Genomic DNA, 19,089 nt, shown 5'->3' with positions numbered 1-19,089 from the left:
TTGGAACTATTCCTTTAGCTCTGCAGCGCCGCCACCATGCTTATCATTCAGTCTTGGTATGATCATATCGATGACTAGGTACTTTAGAATGTCGTATGTTATTCCTGACGCAACTGCCCCAGCAACAAAAAAACCTATCTCGGCTCCCGAGAACCCTTGGGCCTCAACAACCTCTATTTCTTCAATTTTCAAGGGCGCATTATCAGTATTCTGATCTTGATTGTACTTTGAAATTGACCATGCCAACTCGCGCAAAACCTCTTCTTTATCGAGGCTTGTGGTGATTTCGACTGGTTGATTGCTCATTGGTTTGACCTGTTCTATCTGGCACTTGAGCAGGAGGCTGCACCAAAAACCATAGTTGTCAATCGCCGAAAGGATTTGCTTCGCGTACCGAAGGCGACTTGTGTCTCTTTTGCGTTTTACCTTAAGCAACTATCAAACTGAAAACCAATGGGCGCTTCCCGGGTCATTTTACTGAATTATTCAATAGAAACAAAGCAATAAATTGGATTGCAAATCCGCTGAGCACTCTTGCCTTTCCGATCGCCTTGATCGCAAAGCGGACATTGCTCCAAAGTCGGTATTGTCCGCATCTTTCGGGTTCGAACGACGCGCAGCGAAAGATCCGGTTGCTCGAACCAGCCACTCGTAGTCAGCGCGGCGAAGGCGACGGGAGAGCCCACTTTGACCGATGCTGCGCGATGCCCCAAATACAGCAATGCGCAGAGAGCTGACTTTACAAAGTCGAGCGGACGGCCCCTACCAAACTTCACAAAATCGATTTCGATGCCACATAGCGATTAAAGGCCGTCCTCAATAAAGGTGGCTGCCGCGTCGCGGCCGGCATCCACTGCTATCAGGGCGAGGACATCTAATGCATTGCCTAAGAGCTCCTGATCTGGAAAAATCATCGGCCTGAAACCGCGTTGGGTGCGCCTTCAGGCCGTTGAAGGAAAACCCACGGGTCGAGGAACGGCCCCGCAGGCTAGGGGAGTGTAGTTCACGCGGTCACGAACATGTCTTTGTAACAGTCGCGCAAAATGTTCTTCTGGACCTTGCCCATCGTGTTTCGGGGCAGCTCATCTAGCAGGATCAACTTACGAGGATGCTTGAACCGCGCCAGGCTGTCGCGCACGGCATCCATCATCTCATCTAGATCAGGCGACTGACCGGGTTCGGCGACGAGCACGCCCAGAACTGTTTCGCCAAAGTCGGGATGTGGCACGCCAACGACCGCGCTTTCCATGACGCCGGGCTGATCATCCAGCACCAGTTCGATTTCCTTGGGATAGATGTTGTAGCCACCCGAGATGATCAGGTCCTTGTTGCGGCCAACGATATGGAGATACCCATCATCATCGATGCGGCCCAGATCACCGGTGATGAAGAAACCGTTTTCGCGCAGTTCTGCGGCGGTTTTCTCGGGCATGTGCCAGTAACCCTTGAACACATTGGGACCGCGTATTTCGATCTCTCCGATTTCGCCTTGGGGCAGGGCTTTTCCATCGGAGTCGCAGATTTTCAGCTCGACCCCCGGCAGCGGCTTTCCGACGGTCCCGGCCCGGCGGTCGCCGTCATAGGGATTGGAGGTGTTCATGTTGGTTTCAGTCATGCCGTAGCGTTCCAGAATGCGATGGCCGGTGCGTTCTTCGAATTGCACATGGGTTTCGGCCAGCAGCGGGGCCGAGCCCGACACGAATAGGCGCATGTGCGCCGCCAATTCCTTGGTGAGGCGGTCATCGTCCAACAGGCGGGTATAGAATGTCGGGACACCCATCATAGTCGTGGCGTTCGGCATCCGCCCGATGATCTCATCCAGATCGAATTTGGGCATGAATACGATGCTGCTGCCCGTGGCCAGCGTGACATTGGTTGCCACGAACAGTCCGTGAGTGTGAAAGATCGGCAGCGCGTGCAGCAGCACGTCGTCGGATGTGAAGCGCCATTCGTTGACCAGCGCCTGCGCATTCGACAACAGGTTGTTCTGGGTCAGCATCGCGCCTTTCGACCGGCCTGTAGTCCCAGAGGTATAGAGGAACGCGGCCAGATCGTCTGCGTCGCGGTCAACCGTTTCAAAGCTCACGGGCATAGCAGCGGCCTGATCCATCAGACTGCCACCGCCGTCGGCGTTCAGGGTTGCAACCTTCGCGCCAAGCTGCGCACCAACGGGGGTGAGTTTCTCTTCACTGCGGCTGTCACACACGATCAGCGAGGCACCGCTGTTCTCAATGAAATAGGTCAGTTCATCGACAGTATAGGCGGTGTTAAGGGGCAGGAACACCAAACCGGCTTGCGCGCAGGCGGCATACAGTGCCAGCGCTTCGGGTGATTTCTCGATCTGTGCCGCAACCCGGTCGCCGGGTTTCAGGCCCAGCTGTGTCGCCACATGGGCGATCTGTGCGGTGGTGCTTAGGAAATCCTGGTGGGTAATGGTTGTTCCGTCGAGCAACTGCAAAAAAGGTGTGTCTTTACCGGCATGAGCGCCGAACAAACCGTCATAGAGAGGATTGGCCATAAGGGTTACCTTTCCTGTGTCCTGGTGAGAGAGGCCGACGCGGCAAGTGATTTGGCCTCGGGCGAGGCGATAACCTCGCGGGTATTGGCGAATTGCTCGTGGTTCTGGGCCACACGGCCAAGGTCGTAGAGATAGTTGACCATAGTGCCGCCGGACTGCGCCTGGCCCTTGTCCGAAACATCGGCGTCGGCATGAACAGCATGAACCAGCGCGCCGTTGCCCAGATGGAACCGCGCCACTGGGTCGAATGGCATGTTGCCCCGGCTTTTGGCGTTCAGCAGATAATGCGCCGCCAGCGCCATCATCTGATCGGGCTTTTCGATGTCCCATTCGATGTTTTCCTGCGTCAGCCAATTGCTCAGGCCTGGAATCGGAGACAGGGTGACAAAAGTCTTTAGCCCCGACAGTTCTGCGGCTAAGTCAGAGGCCACCTGCTTGATCAGCGAATTGCCGAACGAGATGCTGGCAAGTCCGGCCTGACAGTTGGAGATCGAGTAGAATACTGCCGTATTGGCCTGATCTTCAGGCAGGGGATCGCGGTCTTCGGCCAACAAAGCCTGCACTGAACCCGGAATACCGCTGTTCAGCGCCACTTCGACAAAGATCAGTGGCTCGTCAGGCATCGAAGGGTGGAAGAAAGCGAAACAGCGCCGGTCAGTGGGTTCCAGCCTGCGGCGCAGGTCGTCCCAGCTGTCGATGGCATGCACTGCCTCATAGGCGATGATCTTTTCAAGGATATGCGCCGGGCTTTCCCAATTGATCGGGCGCAGCACCAGGAAGCCACGGTTGAACCAGCTGGCGAAAAGGTGTCGGAAGTCCAGATCCAGCGCCTGCAACTCGGGTTCTTTGCCGCCCAGCCGCAGCAGGTCGGCGCGCATCTGCACCAGCGCGCCGGTGGCGCCGGGGACCCGGTTCAGGCGGCGGATCATCTCTTGTCGCACCGGTTCGACGGCGGCGGCAAAGCTGCGATAGCTGGCCTTGGACGGGTTGCGTTCATACTCGTCCAAAGATGAGCGCACCGTCTCGGGATCGATATTCATCGACGTGGCGAGATAGCGGAAGAAATCCAGCTTGTCGTCATCACTCAGCGCGTCGAAGCGGGTAAGAATTTCCTCGGCAAGCGCCAGTCCCGATGTCTCGCCCGCTGAGCCAACCAGCGCGTCGGCTAGTTCGGTCAGAGGGCGGCCATCCAGGGCCGCCGCACTTTCTCGGCGATAGCGCCGTTCGAACACGGTGGATAGAAGATCCGCCAGCAGGGTCATACCGCCGCTCCCATCACCAGATCAGGCAGCCAGGTGGCCAGATCGGGGAACAGGCACGGCAGGATAAACGCGATCACCATGCAGGCCACGAACGATGGAGGGCCTGATAGAATGGTTTTTAGCGCAAAATCCGGTGTGATGCTGTTGATCACGTGATGGCTCAGGCCAACGGCGCGTGACTTCAAGCCAATATGCTGGCTCATGGTTGGCAAGCGCGCAAACCTGGTTGGGTCAAAGCTGGCGGTGGTGATGATCAGCAGCAGTATTGGTGCGCCGAGTAGGATCACTGCTAAAGAGCGAGCGATGAATCGGGGCATCAATTTTGACACGAGAAATAACAATTTAGCATTTGATGAACGCCTGCATTCAAGTGGCGTAGATTTCGGATCCGATACGCTATTGAAAATTCCAATCGGAACCGCCCTTACGTACCAAGCGAGTTTTGTCCCTCGCCAAAGCGGTCGATTTTCATACCTCATTGACCAGCAATTTAGCTCGATTGGCTCGCAGTTAAGTGAAGTCATAAGGTTCCGACCTGCACTATTCGGCAGCCATCGGTGCCGCTTCGACAAGATGGCATGCAACTTCCGTGGTCGGATTGAACTTGCTCAGAACTGGCGCACGTTCCTTGCAGACTTGGGTCGCCAATGGGCAACGAGGATGGAAAGTACATCCACTGGGTGGATCAATCGGGTTAGGATAGGATGTTCCAAGTTGCGTATCCGGCACATCGGCATCTGGCTCCGGAGTCAGAACGGAACTCAACAGCGCCTTGGTGTAGGGGTGTTGCGGATTCTGGAAAATGTCACGCGCATCAGCAATTTCAACGACGCGACCCAGATACATAACGACTACCCTTGTCGCTATATGTTCCACCACGGCCATATCATGCGTGATCAATAGGTACGTAAGGCGCAGCTCGCTTCGGAGTTCCAGCAACAGGTTCAGGATCTGAGCCTGAACCGACACATCCAAGGCAGACGTCGGTTCGTCACAAATAACGATTTCGGGCTTCAGAACCAGGGCGCGGGCAATGGCTACACGTTGCCTTTGGCCTCCCGATAATTGATTGGGGTAATTGTGATATAGTCTGCGTGGAATTCCCACACGTTCCATTATCGCTTCAACCTGTTCTTTCTGTTCTTCAGTTGTACCTGATCCGTGCAACTGGAGGGGGCGCCGTATGATTTCTCCTATGGTTCTACGCGGATTGAGTGATGAATAGGGATCTTGAAAAATCGATTGAACGCGTTTCGATTTCTCAACATTAGACATCTCGGATACGTCTTCTCCGTCCAGCGATATTGTGCCAGAGGTTGGCGATTGCAGGCCCAGCAACATTCTTGCCAACGTTGACTTGCCGCATCCGCTCTCACCAACTACGGCCACAACTTCTCCTTTACGCAGATCAATGGAGATATTGTCGACAGCACGAAGTGGCTTTTTGGGAGCGAACATGTTCGGCTTAATCTGAAATACGCATTGCGCATTGTCAGCGGACATGACCGGAGCTGACGTCATGTCAACGCGCGATCCATAGACATGATCGGAGAGAACCTTGGGTTCTTCCTTTAGTTTTGCGCGCGCCTCAGCCTCGGAAAGGAGGCATCGGGTTAGACGCCCGGACGAAATCTCGTTCAAGTCGACCAGAGTGTTGTGGCAAATCTCAATCACCTTGGAACAGCGGTTTGCGAAACGGCATCCCTTGAAATTCGTCTTCAATGACGGAACCAACCCAGGAATGGAACCTAATTCCTCTCCCGGATTGATTTCACCTGACACAGGGATGCTCTCCAGCAGGCCTTGGGTGTATGGATGAACGGGATGCCTGAATACTTCCTCCACACTCCCGGTTTCGACAATCTGCCCTGCATACATGACCGAGACTTTGTCGGATACACGGGCAACAACACCGAGATCATGGGTGATGATGATCATCGCCATGTTCATTTCCTGCTGTAGTTCGCGCAACAGGTTCAGAATTTGGGCCTGAATGGTCACATCCAGCGCGGTTGTCGGCTCGTCTGCAATTATCAGTTCGGGCTCGCACATCAGCATCATGGCGATCATGACGCGTTGGCGGAGGCCACCCGACAATTGGTGTGGGTACTGAGACAACCGGCTGCGTGCCGCCGTTATTCCAACTTTCTCAAGCAGTTCAACAGCACGATCAGTAGCAACCTTCTTCGACACACCCTTGTGCAGGGTCATCAGCTCGGTCATTTGCCGCCCGATTGTGTAGACCGGGTTCAGCGATGTCATCGGCTCTTGAAAGATCATCGCGATTTTGTTGCCGCGCAAGCTCGCCATTTGACTTGGCGTAGCTGATAGCAGATCGGTTTCACCAAAGCGCATTGTGGTCGCTTTGCGAATGGTTCCCTTGGGCAGCAAATCCATTACAGCAAGCGATGAGATCGACTTTCCGGACCCGGATTCCCCCACGATGCCCAGTGTTTCGCCTTTAGCGACTGACAGGGAAATTCCCGATACAGCCGTCAAATCACCTTCGGCCAGCTTCAGGGTTACGGACAGGTCTTTGACTTCCAATAGGGGTTTCATTGTGTTCTCCACCCTCAGTTCCGGCTCTCGGGTGCGGTGATGTCGCGAATACCGTCGCCCAACAAGTTTACGGCCAAGACCAAGAGAAACAGGGCCGTTCCGGGGATCACGACAAGATAAGGTTTAAAGTACATCGCCTCTTTCCCCTCAGCGATCATCAGACCCCAGGATGCGGTCGGGGGTTGGACACCCACACCCAGAAATGACAGGGATGCCTCGTGGATGATGACCACAGCCATTTCGAGCGAGAAGACAACAATGATTTGATTGAAGAGGTTCGGCAGGATTTCATAGAAAAGGATCTGGCGATCCGTACTGCCAATAGTCTGGGCGGCCGACACATACTCCAATGCTCTTATCTGTCGCGTCATCGTCCGAACTACCACCATGTAGTAAGACCAGTGCAGACAACCCAGAACGACGATCAGGGTTGGAATGGAAGATCCGACAAAGAACACAAGGGCCATCGCCAGCAGCAGCGAAGGGAGGGCCAATTGGCACGTTAGCAGGAAAGAGGCCGAGCGGTCGGCAAACCCACCAAGGTAACCTGCCGACAGGCCAATCGTAACGCCAATGGCACATCCCAATGCGGCAGCACCAAAGCCCACACCCATGGAGACACGAGCGCCATAGATCAGCCGACTCAGATAATCTCGCCCCAGTTGATCTGTTCCGAATATGTAGGTCCAAGACCCTCCATCCGCCCATACTGGTGGAACCAGACGGTTTGCGAGGTCTTGTTCATAGGGGGAATGGGGGGCAATCAGCGGTGCAAATATCGCTAGGATCGTCATGATGACAACGACAGTCGCGCCAAATTGTAGTCCACGATGCACTTTGGCCTTCTTGATCAGGCGCTCCTTGGGCGTCAGATCAATGATGTCGCCGACCATTTCAGGGGTATTTGTGGCTGTAGTTGTCATGGCAATCACTCCACCCGCATTCTGGGGTCAAGCCATGCATTCAGCACGTCGCCCGCAACGGTTAAGACGATGAAAATCAACGCGAACATAAAGACGAGCATTTGCACGGTCGGAATATCAGCACCCAAGATACTCTCATAGGCCAAGCGGCCGAGCCCATTCAGCGCGAACACGGATTCCGTGATGACAGACCCGCCGAGTTTGTAGCCAAGTTGGATGGCGACCACGCTAACAACGGGTAGCAACGCGTTCCGCAACGCATGCTGGAACAGAATGCGCCCGGGACCGAAACCCTTTGCGCGAGCTGTGCGGATGTAATCCGAACCCAGCACGTCGATCATGCCGGCCCGCGTCAGGCGAAGAACTTGTGGAACCGCGCTCATACCGAGGACGAACGAGGGCAATACAAAGTGTTTCCAGGATGTATCTCCGGATACCGGGAAAATCGGGAACATCACGCCCAGCAGAATGATCATCATCAGGCCAAGCCAGAAATTGGGCACAGCTTGTGCAACTGTTCCAAGGCTCAAAGCAAATCGGTCAAGCCAGCCGTTTGGCTTTAGAGCTGCGGTGACGCCCAGCAACAGACCAACAATGACGGTGATTGTTAGTGCGCTGAAAGCCAGAGTCAGTGTAACCGGTGCGCGTTCCAGGAACAGATCCAAAACGGGGCGCTTCCAGTAGTAGCTGTCGCCGAAGTCACCCACTGCGACGCGGCTGATCCACTCGACGTATCGAACGGCCAACGGTCGATCAAAGCCATATTGGACGCGGATCTGCTCGATAGCTTCCGGCGAAGCATCTTCGCCAGCGACCATTGAAGCTGGGTCTGCCGCCAGATTGAGCATCAGGAAGGTCGCGAGTGACACGGTGAGCGCAACCAGCAATCCCATGCCCAGCCTTCGAAGGATGAATTTCAGCATTAGTCTTCTCCTGAGTTGGCCAAGCGTTTTCGTTCCGCTTACCAACTGGCAAAAAAGAGAGGATGCCCGGCGCCTTGTAGTATTATTGGAGGCGCCGGATCTCGGCTCACCTATTTCCAGGTGATTTCGTTCAGGCGAACCAAGCCATCCGCAGGCGCTTCAAAGTTGACATCCTGGTTGGCCACATAGTTTTCGGAGAAGCGGTAGATTGGAACGTGGTAAGCCTGATCTGCGGCCAGCCTTAGGGCCTTGCCATAAAGATCAGTCCGTTCCTGCGGATCGATGGTCTCAAGCCCGGCCTTAAACAGATCTTCCAACTCTGGATCACGGTTTAGGTTGCGATTTGAACCGGCAACAAAATGGTTGGAAATCGCGCCAATATCCTGCGTTGCATAGTAACCCCAGGTGCCGTGCATGGCTGGTGCTTCTTCGGCGGCGCGCGCTTTGGAGAGGGCGGACAGCTTCACAAAGTTGATATTTGCCTTGATCCCAACCTTGGCCAGATCCGCAGCGACTGCTTCGGTGATCGGCTTGTCACGATAGGCCCAAAGATCAAATTCAAATCCATCTGGATATCCCGCCTCAGCCAACAGTGCTTTGGCTTGCTCAGGATCATATTCGTAGGATGTTACATCCTGTGAGCACCCGAACATGCCCTCATAGCAAAGAGAGTCGATTACAACACTCTTCCCGCCTACGAGGTGATCGACGATTGCTTGCCGGTTGACTGCGTGGTTCATCGCCTGACGAACCTTCTGGTTTGTCATCGGCCCGTTTTCGTCGGTCACACCACCGGCATCAAGAATAAGAAAACCGATACGCGTAGTAGGGCCAACGATGTGCTCGATCATTGGGAGAGTTCCAAGGTTCTGAGCTGTGTCGTCCGGCACCGTGTAGGCGAAGTGTACGCCTCCCGAGATCATTTCGGCAGAGACGGTACCCCACTCTGGGATAGGGCGAATAACAATGGTTTCAGCACCATCTGTGACCTTCGGGCTATCGCCATAGTAACCGTCGAATTTTTTGAGTGTTAGACCACCGCCCTTGTCAAACTCGACAATCTCATAAGGACCGGTGCCGTTGAGAGATTGTGTTTGTGCGTCAATGTTGGGCGCATCAAGGGCACCATAGCTGCCCGACTGACGCGTTTGCACGAACATCGCGATGTCACGGAGCATAAGGGGATATGGTTTTTTTGACTTCACGCGAATTGTGCGGTTGTCGATGACCTCTACGCTGTCAAACCAACTGCGCACGAAAGCGCCGCGCTTCGTTTTTGATGCGTCGCTCGCAACCCATTCGAACGAAAACGCGATGTCTTCAGGCGTGACCGGCGATCCATTGTGAAATGTCACTCCTTCGCGCAGCACAAACTCGATGGTCTGGTCATCGATGTGGGAGTAGCTTTCCGCCAGTGCCGGATGATATTCCTGTGTTTCGGGATCCAGAGTCACCAGCTGATCTGACGTCAAATAGGTGAGAAGAATATTTTCCCGCGACGTAGAGTACAGACCGTCCAATGTCTGAACTTCTTTATTGAATGCGACGACCAATGTGTCGTCTTCTTTGTCGGCCCACGCTTGTGTTGCGAGTGCCGCGATCAAGGCCGCTTTTGAAAGCGTCGACTTCAACCCCATCACCATCCTCCTTGGTTGTCAGTTGCTTTACAGGCAATGCTAGGAGCGGGAAGAGGCATTCGTCTAATGCATATTTATTATTTTCTAGATGCACAAGATTAATAATCGTCTTCCGTCAATGATGCATGGCATTCATATATGGAATAACAAGTATCTATTTTGCTTATTGTTGTTCGCTTCCTTACGATGACTACATGCGTGGTGAATCAAACCTTGTCGAAGTTGGTCATCACGTTCGGATCAAAACCAAAGGCTGACCCGCTCGTCTAATCTAATTGGCCACTCAGTTTGGCAGAGCTGGACAGCGCTGCGAAACAATCAAATGTGAAGTTGAATGGATACTACATTGAAATTGGAAAGCACGACCTCTCAGCGCGATCAGGCGGTCGAACATACAAGTCAGTATCTTCGCAACGGTGGATTTGAAGAAGATCTTTCCAAGCTGGTTGCCTTCAAAACTGAGACGGCTTCTCAGGGAGATATTGCAAACAAACGGCTGTATCTTGAGACTATAATCGCGCCAGTGCTAGAGGAATTGGGTTTTATAGCAAATTTCTACCCAAATCCGGATCCTTCGGCAGGACCATTGGCAATATATACACTGGTAGAAGATGAATCCTTGCCTACCGTCCTGATGTACGGACATGGAGATGTCGTTCCCGGATTGGAAGGGCAATGGGAAGAGGGTCGGTCACCCTGGGTGCTGAGCAAAGCGGACGGAAAATTGTTTGGTCGTGGCACAGCCGACAACAAGGGACAGCACTGGATAAATATCTCTGCGATAAAGGCGGTCTACGCAGTTCGCGGTCGGCTAGGCTTCAATTGCAAAATCCTTTTGGAAACAGAAGAAGAGTCTGGTTCCCCCGGTTTGGAAGCCTTCTGCCGTGACCACCGAGAAGAACTTCTAGCGGATGTGTTAATCGCAAGCGACGGGCCACGCATCCGTACTGATCGGCCGACGATTGCGTTGGGTGCGCGCGGGAATTTCAATTTCGACATGTCGATTAACTACCGGGAATCCGGTAGGCACTCTGGAAACTGGGGCGGTCTGATCAAAGATCCGGGAATTCGTCTGGCCCACGCTATCGCCAGCATAGCTGATGAACGCGGTAGTATTCTTGTCAAAGGTTGGCGCCCAGAATTCCCATCGAACCGAATTCGTGACCTGCTTAGCGCAAGCCCGTTGGCGAAGGCCACGGAGGCCAATGGCGCCGACGGCGACTGGGGCGAAAGCGAGTTGACACCAGCCGAACGTGTTTATGCATGGAACAACTTCGCTGTCTTGGCGGCCAAACTCGGCTACCCGGAAAAGCCGGTAAATGCTATCGCGCCGCGTGCCTGGGCGCGCTGTCAGCTGAGGTTTCTAGCCGGCTTAGAGACCGACGCAGTGCTTCCGGCACTGCGTGAGCATCTTGATGAGCGTGGATTCTTGGATGTTGAAGTTACGCCATCCCGCTCAACCTATTGGCAGGGGACATCAACCGATCCCGACAATCCATGGGTCCAACGAGTGGCTCGGTCAATTGCGGCGACCGAAGGAACAGAGCCCGACTTGATTCCAGGCATTGGGGGGTCACTCCCAAACCACGCCTTTTATGACTTGATCGGCATGCCGACGATTTGGATTCCGCACTCCTACAATGAGTGTTCGCAGCATGCTCCAAATGAACATATTCGTCTCGACATTACCGAAAGTGCTTTAAAGATCATGACGGGAGTGTTTTGGGATATCGGCTCTGAGAACTCGGGTGGTGCCTGATGGGTTTAATTTCGGAAATCGCAGAATGGACTTATGGGCATGAAATGCAATGGAGCGCTCAAACGCACGAACGCGCCCTGTTCGGAATTGCCGACACAATCGGCTGCATTGTCGCCGCTGCGGATCATGACGTAGTTCAGAAAGTCGGGAATTCCTTCTTTCGGTCTGAGGATGGCAGTGCCTTCAACGTGTTCAACAGCAAAGTCTCCTGCGCGCAAACTGCCGCACTTATTAATGGAACTGCGGCACATGTTTTGGAAATTGACGATAATTTTTACCCAGCACTGACCCATGCATCAGCGCAGGCCGTTCCGACATTGCTTGCATTAGCCCAAGAATATCAATGCAGCGGGCGGGACATCCTAAATGCGTACATTCAAAGCATCCACATTCAGGCCGCACTTGCCAGTGCGATGGGACGTAATCATACGCTCACCGGTTGGCACGCCACCGGAACCTTGGCGACGCTCGCCAGCGCTGCGGCTGGTGCGAAAATGGTTGGCCTCAACCCAAACGAAATTGGAAACGCGATCAGCATCGCTTGTAGCATGGCGGCAAGCACCAAGGCGCAATTCGGAACAGAAACGAAATCGGTTCATTGCGGATTGTCCTCTAAAAACAGCGTTTGCGCGGTTGAACTTGCCATGGCCGGTTTGGAGGGAAGCGAAGATGCTATAGACGGTAACTTCGGCTTCTTTCGGCTATATAACGGCACCAAGGATCCAGAGCTTGGCAAAGTCTTAGCCTATTTGCACGGATCCAATGCTTTGGAAAATTCAGGATTGGCACCAAAAAGGCACGCTTGTTGTGGCTCCGCTCACAAATGCCTCGATGCGGCAGAGGATCTGGTTATAGAAAATGGCCTTGAGCTCGAAATGATCTCACGGATTGAGGCCGAAGTAGGCATCACAAATCGACAAAACCTCCGGTTCGACAGTCCGAAGGATGGCCTGCAAGCACGATTTTCGCTGCCGTACGCTATGGTGGTTTTTTTATATTCCGGCAAGTTTTGGTTAAATGATCTTGATGACGATGCTGTGTTGCGCCCCGAGATCCAAGCCCATTTGGGAAAGGTGAAAGTTAGTGTTTTGGACGTTGCCGAAAGCAGTATTCCAATTGACCAGCCAGTCGCCCACAATATTCGGATCGTCCTTGAAGATGGACGGACGTATTCGGCACGTCGCGCATATGCCAAGGGAACATTGGCTGATCCCTTTTCGCCGAAAGACTATTCGCACAAATTCCAGCTTTGCTGTTCGGAACGGTTAGGGTCGGCATCCACGGGAGCTTTGTGGGGTCGTCTCATGAAACTTGATGATCAGAAAACGGCGAACCAGTTGCTATTGGCTTAGTTGGATTCCGACGCAAACCCGGCGGCAACTATTGAACTTCCAATTCCCGATAACAACCAGCAACAAAGTCTCGCAACCACATGTGGAGCGGCTCAGTATCCCGTGTCTTGTGCCAAACCATGTTAATCGAACGGCTGGGTGAGGCAAACGGTAGTTCGGACACATTCAGATCGTACCGCTGCCGGGCCACATCGGCCAGGATCCGCGGAATACTCGCAATCATCTCTGTCTCCGCGACAAGGGCGAGTGCACCTGTATAGTGGGGAATTCGGGTCTTTATGTTTCTTGAAGCGCCAACTTCGGCCAGTTCCATGTCGAAACGCGTAAGGTCGGTATCAACGGTAGAAGTACTTACATGAGGCGTCGTTTCGTAATAAATCTGATCAATCTTTCTGCCAAATTTAACATTCGATTTTGCCCCGACACACACATAGTCAACATCGCCAAGTTTCAACCAAGAAAACCGGCCTGGAATCTCATAATTCCAGGTAAACGCTAGGTCGATTGTTCCTTTGTCTAAATCGGTCAAAATCTCCTCGCTTGAAACCTGCTGCGTCAGTCCGCGGGCTGGTAGCATTCGAAACTCAATGTTTGGAGCAACCGAACGAGTCTTTGGCAAAATCACACCTGGCAGAAGGCCGGTTAGCAACTCGCTCATCGCGATACGCACTACTGTATTAGCCGTGGACGGATCGAACATTTCTTCCGGCTGAATGGCATCCACGATCTCACTGAGACTAGCGGTAACTCGCTGAGATATTTTTTTGCAGCGTTGAGTCGGCATCATCCCGTCGGGTGTCCGCACAAACATCTCGTCATCGAACAGGGCTCTCAGTCGACCCAACGCATGGCTCACGGCGGGCTGGGACAAGCCCAAAGACTGCGCGGCTTTAGTGACATTGCGCTGCTCTATCAGAGCGTTGAGGACCTTGAACAGGTTCAGATCGACCGTGTTGAGTTTTTTTCCAGCCATGGCAGCTTTAGGTCCAATTCGGGAGCGTCAATCTGAGTGATAGTGTATCGCCCATTGTAAATCCACACAGGCCAAAGCTGTTCTAAATGCTTGGTCAATTGGCCGAGGAGTTGAACTAAGCTTGGTACGCCAGGTCACAGACCATTGGGACCGTCCCTTGCTAGTCACCTACGCGTTTCACCAGTTGCCAACAGCCCAAGCGGAATGCTCGGATAACCCGCTTCGATGACATTGCTATTGTTGCAATCAGAAGCCATTTGCCTGATCCAAACAACGCTCATTTCCGCCTCGGATTGCTTGCGACATTGCGGCTAGAGGCAAGAACTGTCATTTTGTACGCATTTCAGAATTACAAAGCCCTGTGATGAAGGTCCGCATCGGGCTGACTGCGATCCTTTGGAATAAAAATGCGGATGGCCGCAAAGTCCCGCGATCTGTGAATTGCCGTCGCATTCTTCGCTGCACAGTGAACGAATGGCAGCGATCTCCGCTGCCACGCGGCGTCATAGACTGAGCATCTGCGGAAAATTTCGGGCTGCGTGCGCATGCAGCGAGAAATGGCAATGACTGAGTCGGGCTCACAGCGGACGATCCCAGCCCTCAGCATGAATGTCAGCTTAAGAATTCGAGGCAGGTCTTCTGTTACGACGGCGACCTCATTTGTTCCCTGTTAGATTTCAGGAAATCCCTGATATCATAGAAAATTTCCCTGTTGGTTGAACTAGGGAATATCTATATAAAACACTGTTAGTTTTGGTAATTTGGGCCTCCACGAAGCCAGAAATCGCGTCAGTTTCTGCATTTTCCCTATAAATTCCCGGTAAACAAGGAATTTCTGACCGAGACTGGATAGCTTGAGACTGCGCGCACAGCCATGATTTTCCATAAATGTGTCGTCCGGTATGAATCGAAACTTGTCCGGCTTGAAACACATCTTTTGACGGGTAAAACCGCAACTTTTGCCAAATCTGGCGGTTTTGACGGGCGGGCCTCAGTCAACTTGGCAGTTTTTCTAGTTTCCAAGAATTGCCACGGTGCATGAGGTCTGGAGGCTCTGAATCCGGCACCCAGGGCGGCATCCAGACCTTCGCTGCAGAAGCGAAAGCCCCCGACGCCTGCTTCAGAAGCCGACGTTGACGCCTATCGTCCCATTGGCGCTGACGCCAGACAGCTGCGGTAGCTTGATGTCAACGTCGAGCTCGAGAAAATAGCTAGAAAACCTGCACCTCATCCTTCGAAACCCATTTTTTGTCTATCATCAACTGGGAAACCGCATTTGGATCATCAGAGTAGATCACTAACGCCAGGCTCAAGAAAATCTGGCGGAGCTCCAACCTTTCCTTCCAGAAAGCCGAGCTTGAAATCATATTGTGGAATTGCAACCAGCCTCACGGCAGGCTTTGTTCCTATTGCAATCACAACGTCCTCACCGGCCAGTGCTGCGTCGATGAGTTCCGGCAATTGGCTCTTCGCCTTTTGTACTGTGCATAGCATGGCAACTCTCCTTATTCGCTAAATTTGCCAATCTTGTAGGCAGTTTCAACCACGCTCAGGACTGACCTCGTTTCTCAGACACCCTACGTCGGCTGGTCCCGAACCGGCGGTTGGTGGTCTGCGCGGCGAAGTCTGACTCGAGCCCAACCCGGTCATCGCAGTTTTGTGCTGCGTGAGCATACAGCGAAAAAACTGCTGCGCATGCATCGGTCAGCGTGCCGCCACGCAGCGAGAAGAAAGGCCATTCGTGCTCAGCGCAGCGATCACGACGGCTCGAATTCACAGGACCGGGACCAGCTGACCTTTACCCTAGGCATGCTTGCCGCTGATAATCCCCTGTAGAGTCAAGATGCTTGGAGAACCCGTCTATGCGAGAAGAATTGGTTGAAATCTATTCTGACGAAACCAACGCAACGGTCCTCAGGCATCCTAGGAGGAAGTTTCCTGGAGTTCTTTTGCAGGGGGACACCCTACATAACATCTGTCAGAGACTTGATTTTGCATTGAAAGATTTCAACCGTGGTAGCTCGGCGTACGACGAACTGAATGAGATACGAAAGGCGATGGCCGCAGCTTTTCCGCCGCCTTCGGAGCCGACGAACAGGTAATTCTTGCGGCCTATGGCAATTGGCTTCATCGCCCGCTCCGCGGAATTGTTGTCGAGTTCCAGGATGCCATGATCCAGATAGGGGCGCAGTTTCTTCATCCGTGTCAGAGCATAGCGGATGGCCTTGGCCAGTTCGGATTTGCCTGGAATCCGTGCCAGCTGCGCGGCCAGCCAGGCCTCCAGATCATCAAGCAGCGGCTTTGACCGGGATTTTCATTCTGGGGCGCTGCCGCTTGTCCCAAGTTCACATGATCGAGATAGTCTCGCCAGAGAACACTGGCGGAAGCATGCGAGGCTAAGTAATCCGCTCGCTCCGCGTCCGACAGGGCAGCCCAAAATGGCAATCAGCTTTCCATCAACCAAGACTCTAAGCAGCCCTGTCGCCAACATCTGTCCGTCGGCTCTGACCCCTCGTGGTGCACCCAATGTGGGAGTGGTTTAGATTCGCGATCGACCATCAAACGATATCACTCTAGTTCTCATATATCAGATCCGCTAGCCAGTCCGCGCCTGTATAGCCCGCCCATCCGAAGAGAATCGCCCCGATAGCACCGGTTACTATGGCGCCGGGTCCCGTTTCAATACCAACCAATGCACCTGTTTTGAAGCCAAGCGTTGCACCAGCGCTGGCCGCCGCCCATCCCCCAACCTGCCGAACCCCTTCTGCGGTGATGGGGCGAAGCGAAACTTGATCTACTGACTCTTTTGCAGCGAAACCTATGTCATACGCAGTCATAACAAAACCAAACACAGCCACGCCCCTACCGAGTCGCCCAAGGTCCCGGGCATTTCGAAAGGACTTGTCCAGTTTCCTCAAGAGATGCGCAGCCTGAGTACGTGTGATCTGTTCCTTGGTAACCGCCTCGAAAATCTCGTCGGCGGAATGTAAATACTTCGAGTGTTGCGGGCTCATCTCACGGGTGCTCCCTTTCGGCAAACTGCCTTCAATAAGGGTTTCGCCTTCGAACCGCTCGATCGTATCAATGGCCAAATCGACCGTTTGGCGCATTGCAGGATTTTCGCGCGCGAGTTTTTTCAAGTCTTGGATCAATTCCGAGGGCCGAACGACCCGACCACCGGCACGTTCGACTTTTTTCGTATCAATTAGGTATCCGGCACTTTGCTTGCCCTCGGCCGAGTAGCCCGTAAGGCGATCCCACTCGGTTGGCGATCCATGTGACCGGTCAGAAGCCGATAAAAATTGACTGTTTTTCGACGAAAAGTAGTGCTCGGCGGGTCGGATTCTATTTCCCGGGTTCTTCGGAATGAAGTCTTGCGGTACGACAACGACCCTTCGGATGATATTCCTATTGCCGACTTCAGGAAGTTGGTGGACAAGAACGAACATCCATCCGCGCCCAGGGATCGTGTTCGTTGATCTTGTTTGCGCTGGCGTTGCCATTTCCGACAAGACTTGACCGTGAACGTCATTCTTCACTTGCCTCCCGATGGCGCCTGGCTTTTGCGACACCGGTACGATGCCTCGGTCCACCTGAACGCTGGTCTCTAGGGTATCATGATCCTTTGACGTTGCGCTTTGTTTCTTGAAGCGCAATTCGCAGGAGCAGGGAATCGCTTTTCCTTTTGGATCTATAAGTATTCCGTTGCAGATTCCGGTATCGGTCTCGAGTACAACCGGTCGTCCACCTATCTGCATTTTTCTGCGCGGTGGCACGATTTGCCCTTGCCCCTTGCCAACCGCTCCGTCGTCGCTGGTGCAACCTTCCATAAAGACTGAGACGATGTCAGAGACCACCTTACCATCACACATGGAGACACGCTCCGCCGTGACGTTCTCGGTCGGGACTCCGTCGCCTTTGCCGAGGGAACCCGGCATAGGCGAAGGTGTGTCCAACTCGGGTTTGTCGACGACTACGAGCGTGCCGTTGATCCTGATCACTTGGGACATTCCAAAAAAAGGTCCGTCATTTCGCCTCTTGTATCATTGTTAGTTCTCTTCCCAAAAAACCGGACAGATAGTGGAGTTACTATGCGGCCTCGACGGCAGTCATGTCGACCCTCGTCTCCTCTAGCAACTGTATTTCTCAGGGGGTCTGAGCTGACCGGTTTTGCCGAGATTTGAGGAGTGCGTTCGCGATTGTGACGAGTTTTCTAGCGACTGCTGTGATGATGACTTTGTGTGGCTTGCCCGCGTCACGCAAACGATCTGCGAAGATCTTGAGATTCGGATTGTGATGACTCGCGACGAGAGCAGCCTGGAACATGACGTGTCGTACCTGTCGCCGTCCGCCACCAATGGCGCGCTTGCCGCGCATCGCACCGCTGTCGTGAGCAATGGGAGCCAGGCCCGTGAGCGCAGCAGCTTGTTCTCCCGAGAGTTGGCCCAGTTCTGGCATTTCCGCGATCAGCATAGCGCTGGCAACGGGGCCGATCCCAGGGACAGAACGCAAGATACCAGCGGTTTGTGCAAGGCCCTGATCCGCGGCGATGGTCTGCGCAATCTGATCTTCCAATTTACCGATCTGTCGGTCCAACAGCGCCCTCAGCTCAGCATCAACTTCAGTGAATATCCCATCCGTTCCCAACTTCTCATGCGCCTTGATCTGCGCCAGAAGTCTCTTGCGCGTCTCGACAAGTTGCGCACGCTTTGATGCCAAGGCTCTGAGAAGGCGCAATTTCCCATGTGGCAGTTCGCGCCCTGCGTTTGGTCGAAATGCCATGAATCGCGCAATGAGTTCCGCGTCGATCCGATCCGTCTTGGCGCGTGTGCCACGGCTGGCGGCGAAGGCTTTGATCTGAGCTGGCGGCAACTGCCGAGTAGCGATACCGGCTGCATCCAGCGCGGTCCACAGACGCCATTCCTCCCCTCCAGTCGCCTCGAAACAGACAAGCGCGTGCGTTGATTGTGCCAGACCAACAAGCTGCGCGTGGCCCTCATCGCTGTTTGGAAGCCGCAACCTACGAATGTCCGGGAGACAATGAACGTCAAGCCAATCGCGGCTGACGTCTATGCCGATGATCTGCTCGTGTGATACTTTGTTCATACTCTCTTCCTTCTGCTCCGCGGTCCAGACCGGCCGCATTCAACTGTTCGAGACGATGAAGAGAGACGGTGCTGGCT

At 53.6% G+C, this 19,089-nt stretch carries 15 protein-coding genes and 1 pseudogene; 3 read left to right on the top strand and 13 right to left on the bottom strand.

The genetic code is table 11. From position 1 onward, the window contains the following. Positions 1–6 precede the first annotated feature (6 nt). The 8 genes from Q5Y75_RS24715 to Q5Y75_RS24680 form a co-directional block, all read right to left on the bottom strand. Positions 7–306, bottom strand: coding sequence for a hypothetical protein (locus tag Q5Y75_RS24715; RefSeq protein ID WP_306202547.1), 300 nt, complete (start codon positions 304–306; stop codon positions 7–9). A 697-nt stretch (positions 307–1,003) separates the two neighbouring features. Continuing rightward, complete coding sequence (locus Q5Y75_RS24710; protein WP_306202545.1) at positions 1,004–2,518, bottom strand: malonate--CoA ligase; 1,515 nt, start codon at positions 2,516–2,518, stop codon at positions 1,004–1,006. Between the two features lie 5 nt (positions 2,519–2,523). After that, positions 2,524–3,780 carry a malonyl-CoA decarboxylase gene (locus Q5Y75_RS24705; protein WP_306202543.1) on the bottom strand — a complete coding sequence of 419 codons (1,257 nt, stop codon included), beginning with the start codon at positions 3,778–3,780 and terminating at the stop codon, positions 2,524–2,526. After that, a complete protein-coding gene (locus Q5Y75_RS24700; protein ID WP_371933306.1) occupies positions 3,777–4,121 on the bottom strand; it encodes a hypothetical protein in 345 nt (114 codons plus the stop codon). Before Q5Y75_RS24700 ends, Q5Y75_RS24705 begins: the two co-directional genes overlap by 4 nt. A gap of 199 nt (positions 4,122–4,320) precedes the next feature. After that, positions 4,321–6,339: an ABC transporter ATP-binding protein gene (locus Q5Y75_RS24695; protein WP_306202541.1), complete on the bottom strand. Its 2,019-nt coding sequence runs from the start codon at positions 6,337–6,339 to the stop codon at positions 4,321–4,323. Between the two features lie 14 nt (positions 6,340–6,353). Further along, positions 6,354–7,262 (bottom strand): ABC transporter permease, encoded by a 909-nt coding sequence (locus Q5Y75_RS24690; RefSeq protein ID WP_306202587.1) that lies wholly within the window; start codon positions 7,260–7,262, stop codon positions 6,354–6,356. 5 nt (positions 7,263–7,267) lie between these two features. Beyond that, the gene (locus Q5Y75_RS24685) at positions 7,268–8,185 is read right to left on the bottom strand and encodes an ABC transporter permease (protein ID WP_306202539.1); all 918 of its coding nucleotides are present in this window, start codon (positions 8,183–8,185) and stop codon (positions 7,268–7,270) included. 110 nt (positions 8,186–8,295) lie between these two features. After that, complete coding sequence (locus tag Q5Y75_RS24680; RefSeq protein WP_306202537.1) at positions 8,296–9,822, bottom strand: ABC transporter substrate-binding protein; 1,527 nt, start codon at positions 9,820–9,822, stop codon at positions 8,296–8,298. Between the two features lie 334 nt (positions 9,823–10,156). On the opposite strand from Q5Y75_RS24680, the gene Q5Y75_RS24675 reads away from it, so the two are divergent. Further along, a complete protein-coding gene (locus tag Q5Y75_RS24675) occupies positions 10,157–11,581 on the top strand; it encodes a M20/M25/M40 family metallo-hydrolase (RefSeq protein WP_306202535.1) in 1,425 nt (474 codons plus the stop codon). Then, positions 11,581–12,933 (top strand): MmgE/PrpD family protein, encoded by a 1,353-nt coding sequence (locus Q5Y75_RS24670; RefSeq protein ID WP_306202533.1) that lies wholly within the window; start codon positions 11,581–11,583, stop codon positions 12,931–12,933. The genes Q5Y75_RS24675 and Q5Y75_RS24670 overlap by 1 nt, the downstream gene beginning before the upstream one ends. Positions 12,934–12,961: 28 nt before the next feature. Here Q5Y75_RS24670 and Q5Y75_RS24665 read toward each other — a convergent pair whose 3' ends face one another. Together Q5Y75_RS24665 and Q5Y75_RS24660 are read right to left on the bottom strand one after the other, a co-directional pair. Further along, complete coding sequence (locus Q5Y75_RS24665) at positions 12,962–13,906, bottom strand: LysR family transcriptional regulator (protein ID WP_306202531.1); 945 nt, start codon at positions 13,904–13,906, stop codon at positions 12,962–12,964. 1,284 nt (positions 13,907–15,190) lie between these two features. Next, a complete protein-coding gene (locus tag Q5Y75_RS24660; protein ID WP_306202529.1) occupies positions 15,191–15,400 on the bottom strand; it encodes a type II toxin-antitoxin system Phd/YefM family antitoxin in 210 nt (69 codons plus the stop codon). A gap of 368 nt (positions 15,401–15,768) precedes the next feature. Here Q5Y75_RS24660 and Q5Y75_RS28595 point away from each other — a divergent pair, with 368 nt between their 5' ends. Further along, the gene (locus Q5Y75_RS28595; RefSeq protein ID WP_371933305.1) at positions 15,769–16,008 is read left to right on the top strand and encodes a DUF6959 family protein; all 240 of its coding nucleotides are present in this window, start codon (positions 15,769–15,771) and stop codon (positions 16,006–16,008) included. On the opposite strand, the pseudogene Q5Y75_RS24655 reads toward Q5Y75_RS28595, so the two are convergent. The 3 genes and pseudogenes from Q5Y75_RS24655 to Q5Y75_RS24645 form a co-directional block, all read right to left on the bottom strand. Beyond that, a pseudogene (locus tag Q5Y75_RS24655) lies at positions 15,951–16,220 on the bottom strand (IS66 family transposase); the annotation flags it as partial. The gene Q5Y75_RS28595 and the pseudogene Q5Y75_RS24655 overlap by 58 nt on opposite strands. A gap of 259 nt (positions 16,221–16,479) precedes the next feature. After that, complete coding sequence (locus Q5Y75_RS24650) at positions 16,480–17,916, bottom strand: hypothetical protein (RefSeq protein ID WP_306202528.1); 1,437 nt, start codon at positions 17,914–17,916, stop codon at positions 16,480–16,482. Between the two features lie 136 nt (positions 17,917–18,052). After that, the gene (locus Q5Y75_RS24645; protein WP_306202527.1) at positions 18,053–19,012 is read right to left on the bottom strand and encodes an IS110 family RNA-guided transposase; all 960 of its coding nucleotides are present in this window, start codon (positions 19,010–19,012) and stop codon (positions 18,053–18,055) included. Positions 19,013–19,089: the final 77 nt, after the last annotated feature.

The sequence above is a fragment of the Ruegeria discodermiae genome (genome assembly GCF_030758345.1).
Classification (GTDB): Bacteria; Pseudomonadota; Alphaproteobacteria; order Rhodobacterales; family Rhodobacteraceae; genus Ruegeria_C.
This window is presented reverse-complemented; position numbering and strand designations above follow the sequence as displayed.

What these genes read in the sequence shown, in the direction of transcription:
- Q5Y75_RS24665 (WP_306202531.1), bottom strand. Translation starts at nt 13,906, where the DNA reads ATGGCTGGAAAAAAACTCAACACGGTCGATCTGAACCTGTTCAAGGTC.
- Q5Y75_RS24685 (WP_306202539.1), bottom strand. Translation starts at nt 8,185, where the DNA reads ATGCTGAAATTCATCCTTCGAAGGCTGGGCATGGGATTGCTGGTTGCG.
- Q5Y75_RS24680 (WP_306202537.1), bottom strand. Translation starts at nt 9,822, where the DNA reads ATGGGGTTGAAGTCGACGCTTTCAAAAGCGGCCTTGATCGCGGCACTC.
- Q5Y75_RS24690 (WP_306202587.1), bottom strand. Translation starts at nt 7,262, where the DNA reads ATGACAACTACAGCCACAAATACCCCTGAAATGGTCGGCGACATCATT.
- Q5Y75_RS24715 (WP_306202547.1), bottom strand. Translation starts at nt 306, where the DNA reads ATGAGCAATCAACCAGTCGAAATCACCACAAGCCTCGATAAAGAAGAG.
- Q5Y75_RS24705 (WP_306202543.1), bottom strand. Translation starts at nt 3,780, where the DNA reads ATGACCCTGCTGGCGGATCTTCTATCCACCGTGTTCGAACGGCGCTAT.
- Q5Y75_RS24660 (WP_306202529.1), bottom strand. Translation starts at nt 15,400, where the DNA reads ATGCTATGCACAGTACAAAAGGCGAAGAGCCAATTGCCGGAACTCATC.
- Q5Y75_RS24650 (WP_306202528.1), bottom strand. Translation starts at nt 17,916, where the DNA reads ATGTCCCAAGTGATCAGGATCAACGGCACGCTCGTAGTCGTCGACAAA.
- Q5Y75_RS28595 (WP_371933305.1), top strand. Translation starts at nt 15,769, where the DNA reads ATGCGAGAAGAATTGGTTGAAATCTATTCTGACGAAACCAACGCAACG.
- Q5Y75_RS24675 (WP_306202535.1), top strand. Translation starts at nt 10,157, where the DNA reads ATGGATACTACATTGAAATTGGAAAGCACGACCTCTCAGCGCGATCAG.
- Q5Y75_RS24710 (WP_306202545.1), bottom strand. Translation starts at nt 2,518, where the DNA reads ATGGCCAATCCTCTCTATGACGGTTTGTTCGGCGCTCATGCCGGTAAA.
- Q5Y75_RS24670 (WP_306202533.1), top strand. Translation starts at nt 11,581, where the DNA reads ATGGGTTTAATTTCGGAAATCGCAGAATGGACTTATGGGCATGAAATG.
- Q5Y75_RS24645 (WP_306202527.1), bottom strand. Translation starts at nt 19,012, where the DNA reads ATGAACAAAGTATCACACGAGCAGATCATCGGCATAGACGTCAGCCGC.
- Q5Y75_RS24695 (WP_306202541.1), bottom strand. Translation starts at nt 6,339, where the DNA reads ATGAAACCCCTATTGGAAGTCAAAGACCTGTCCGTAACCCTGAAGCTG.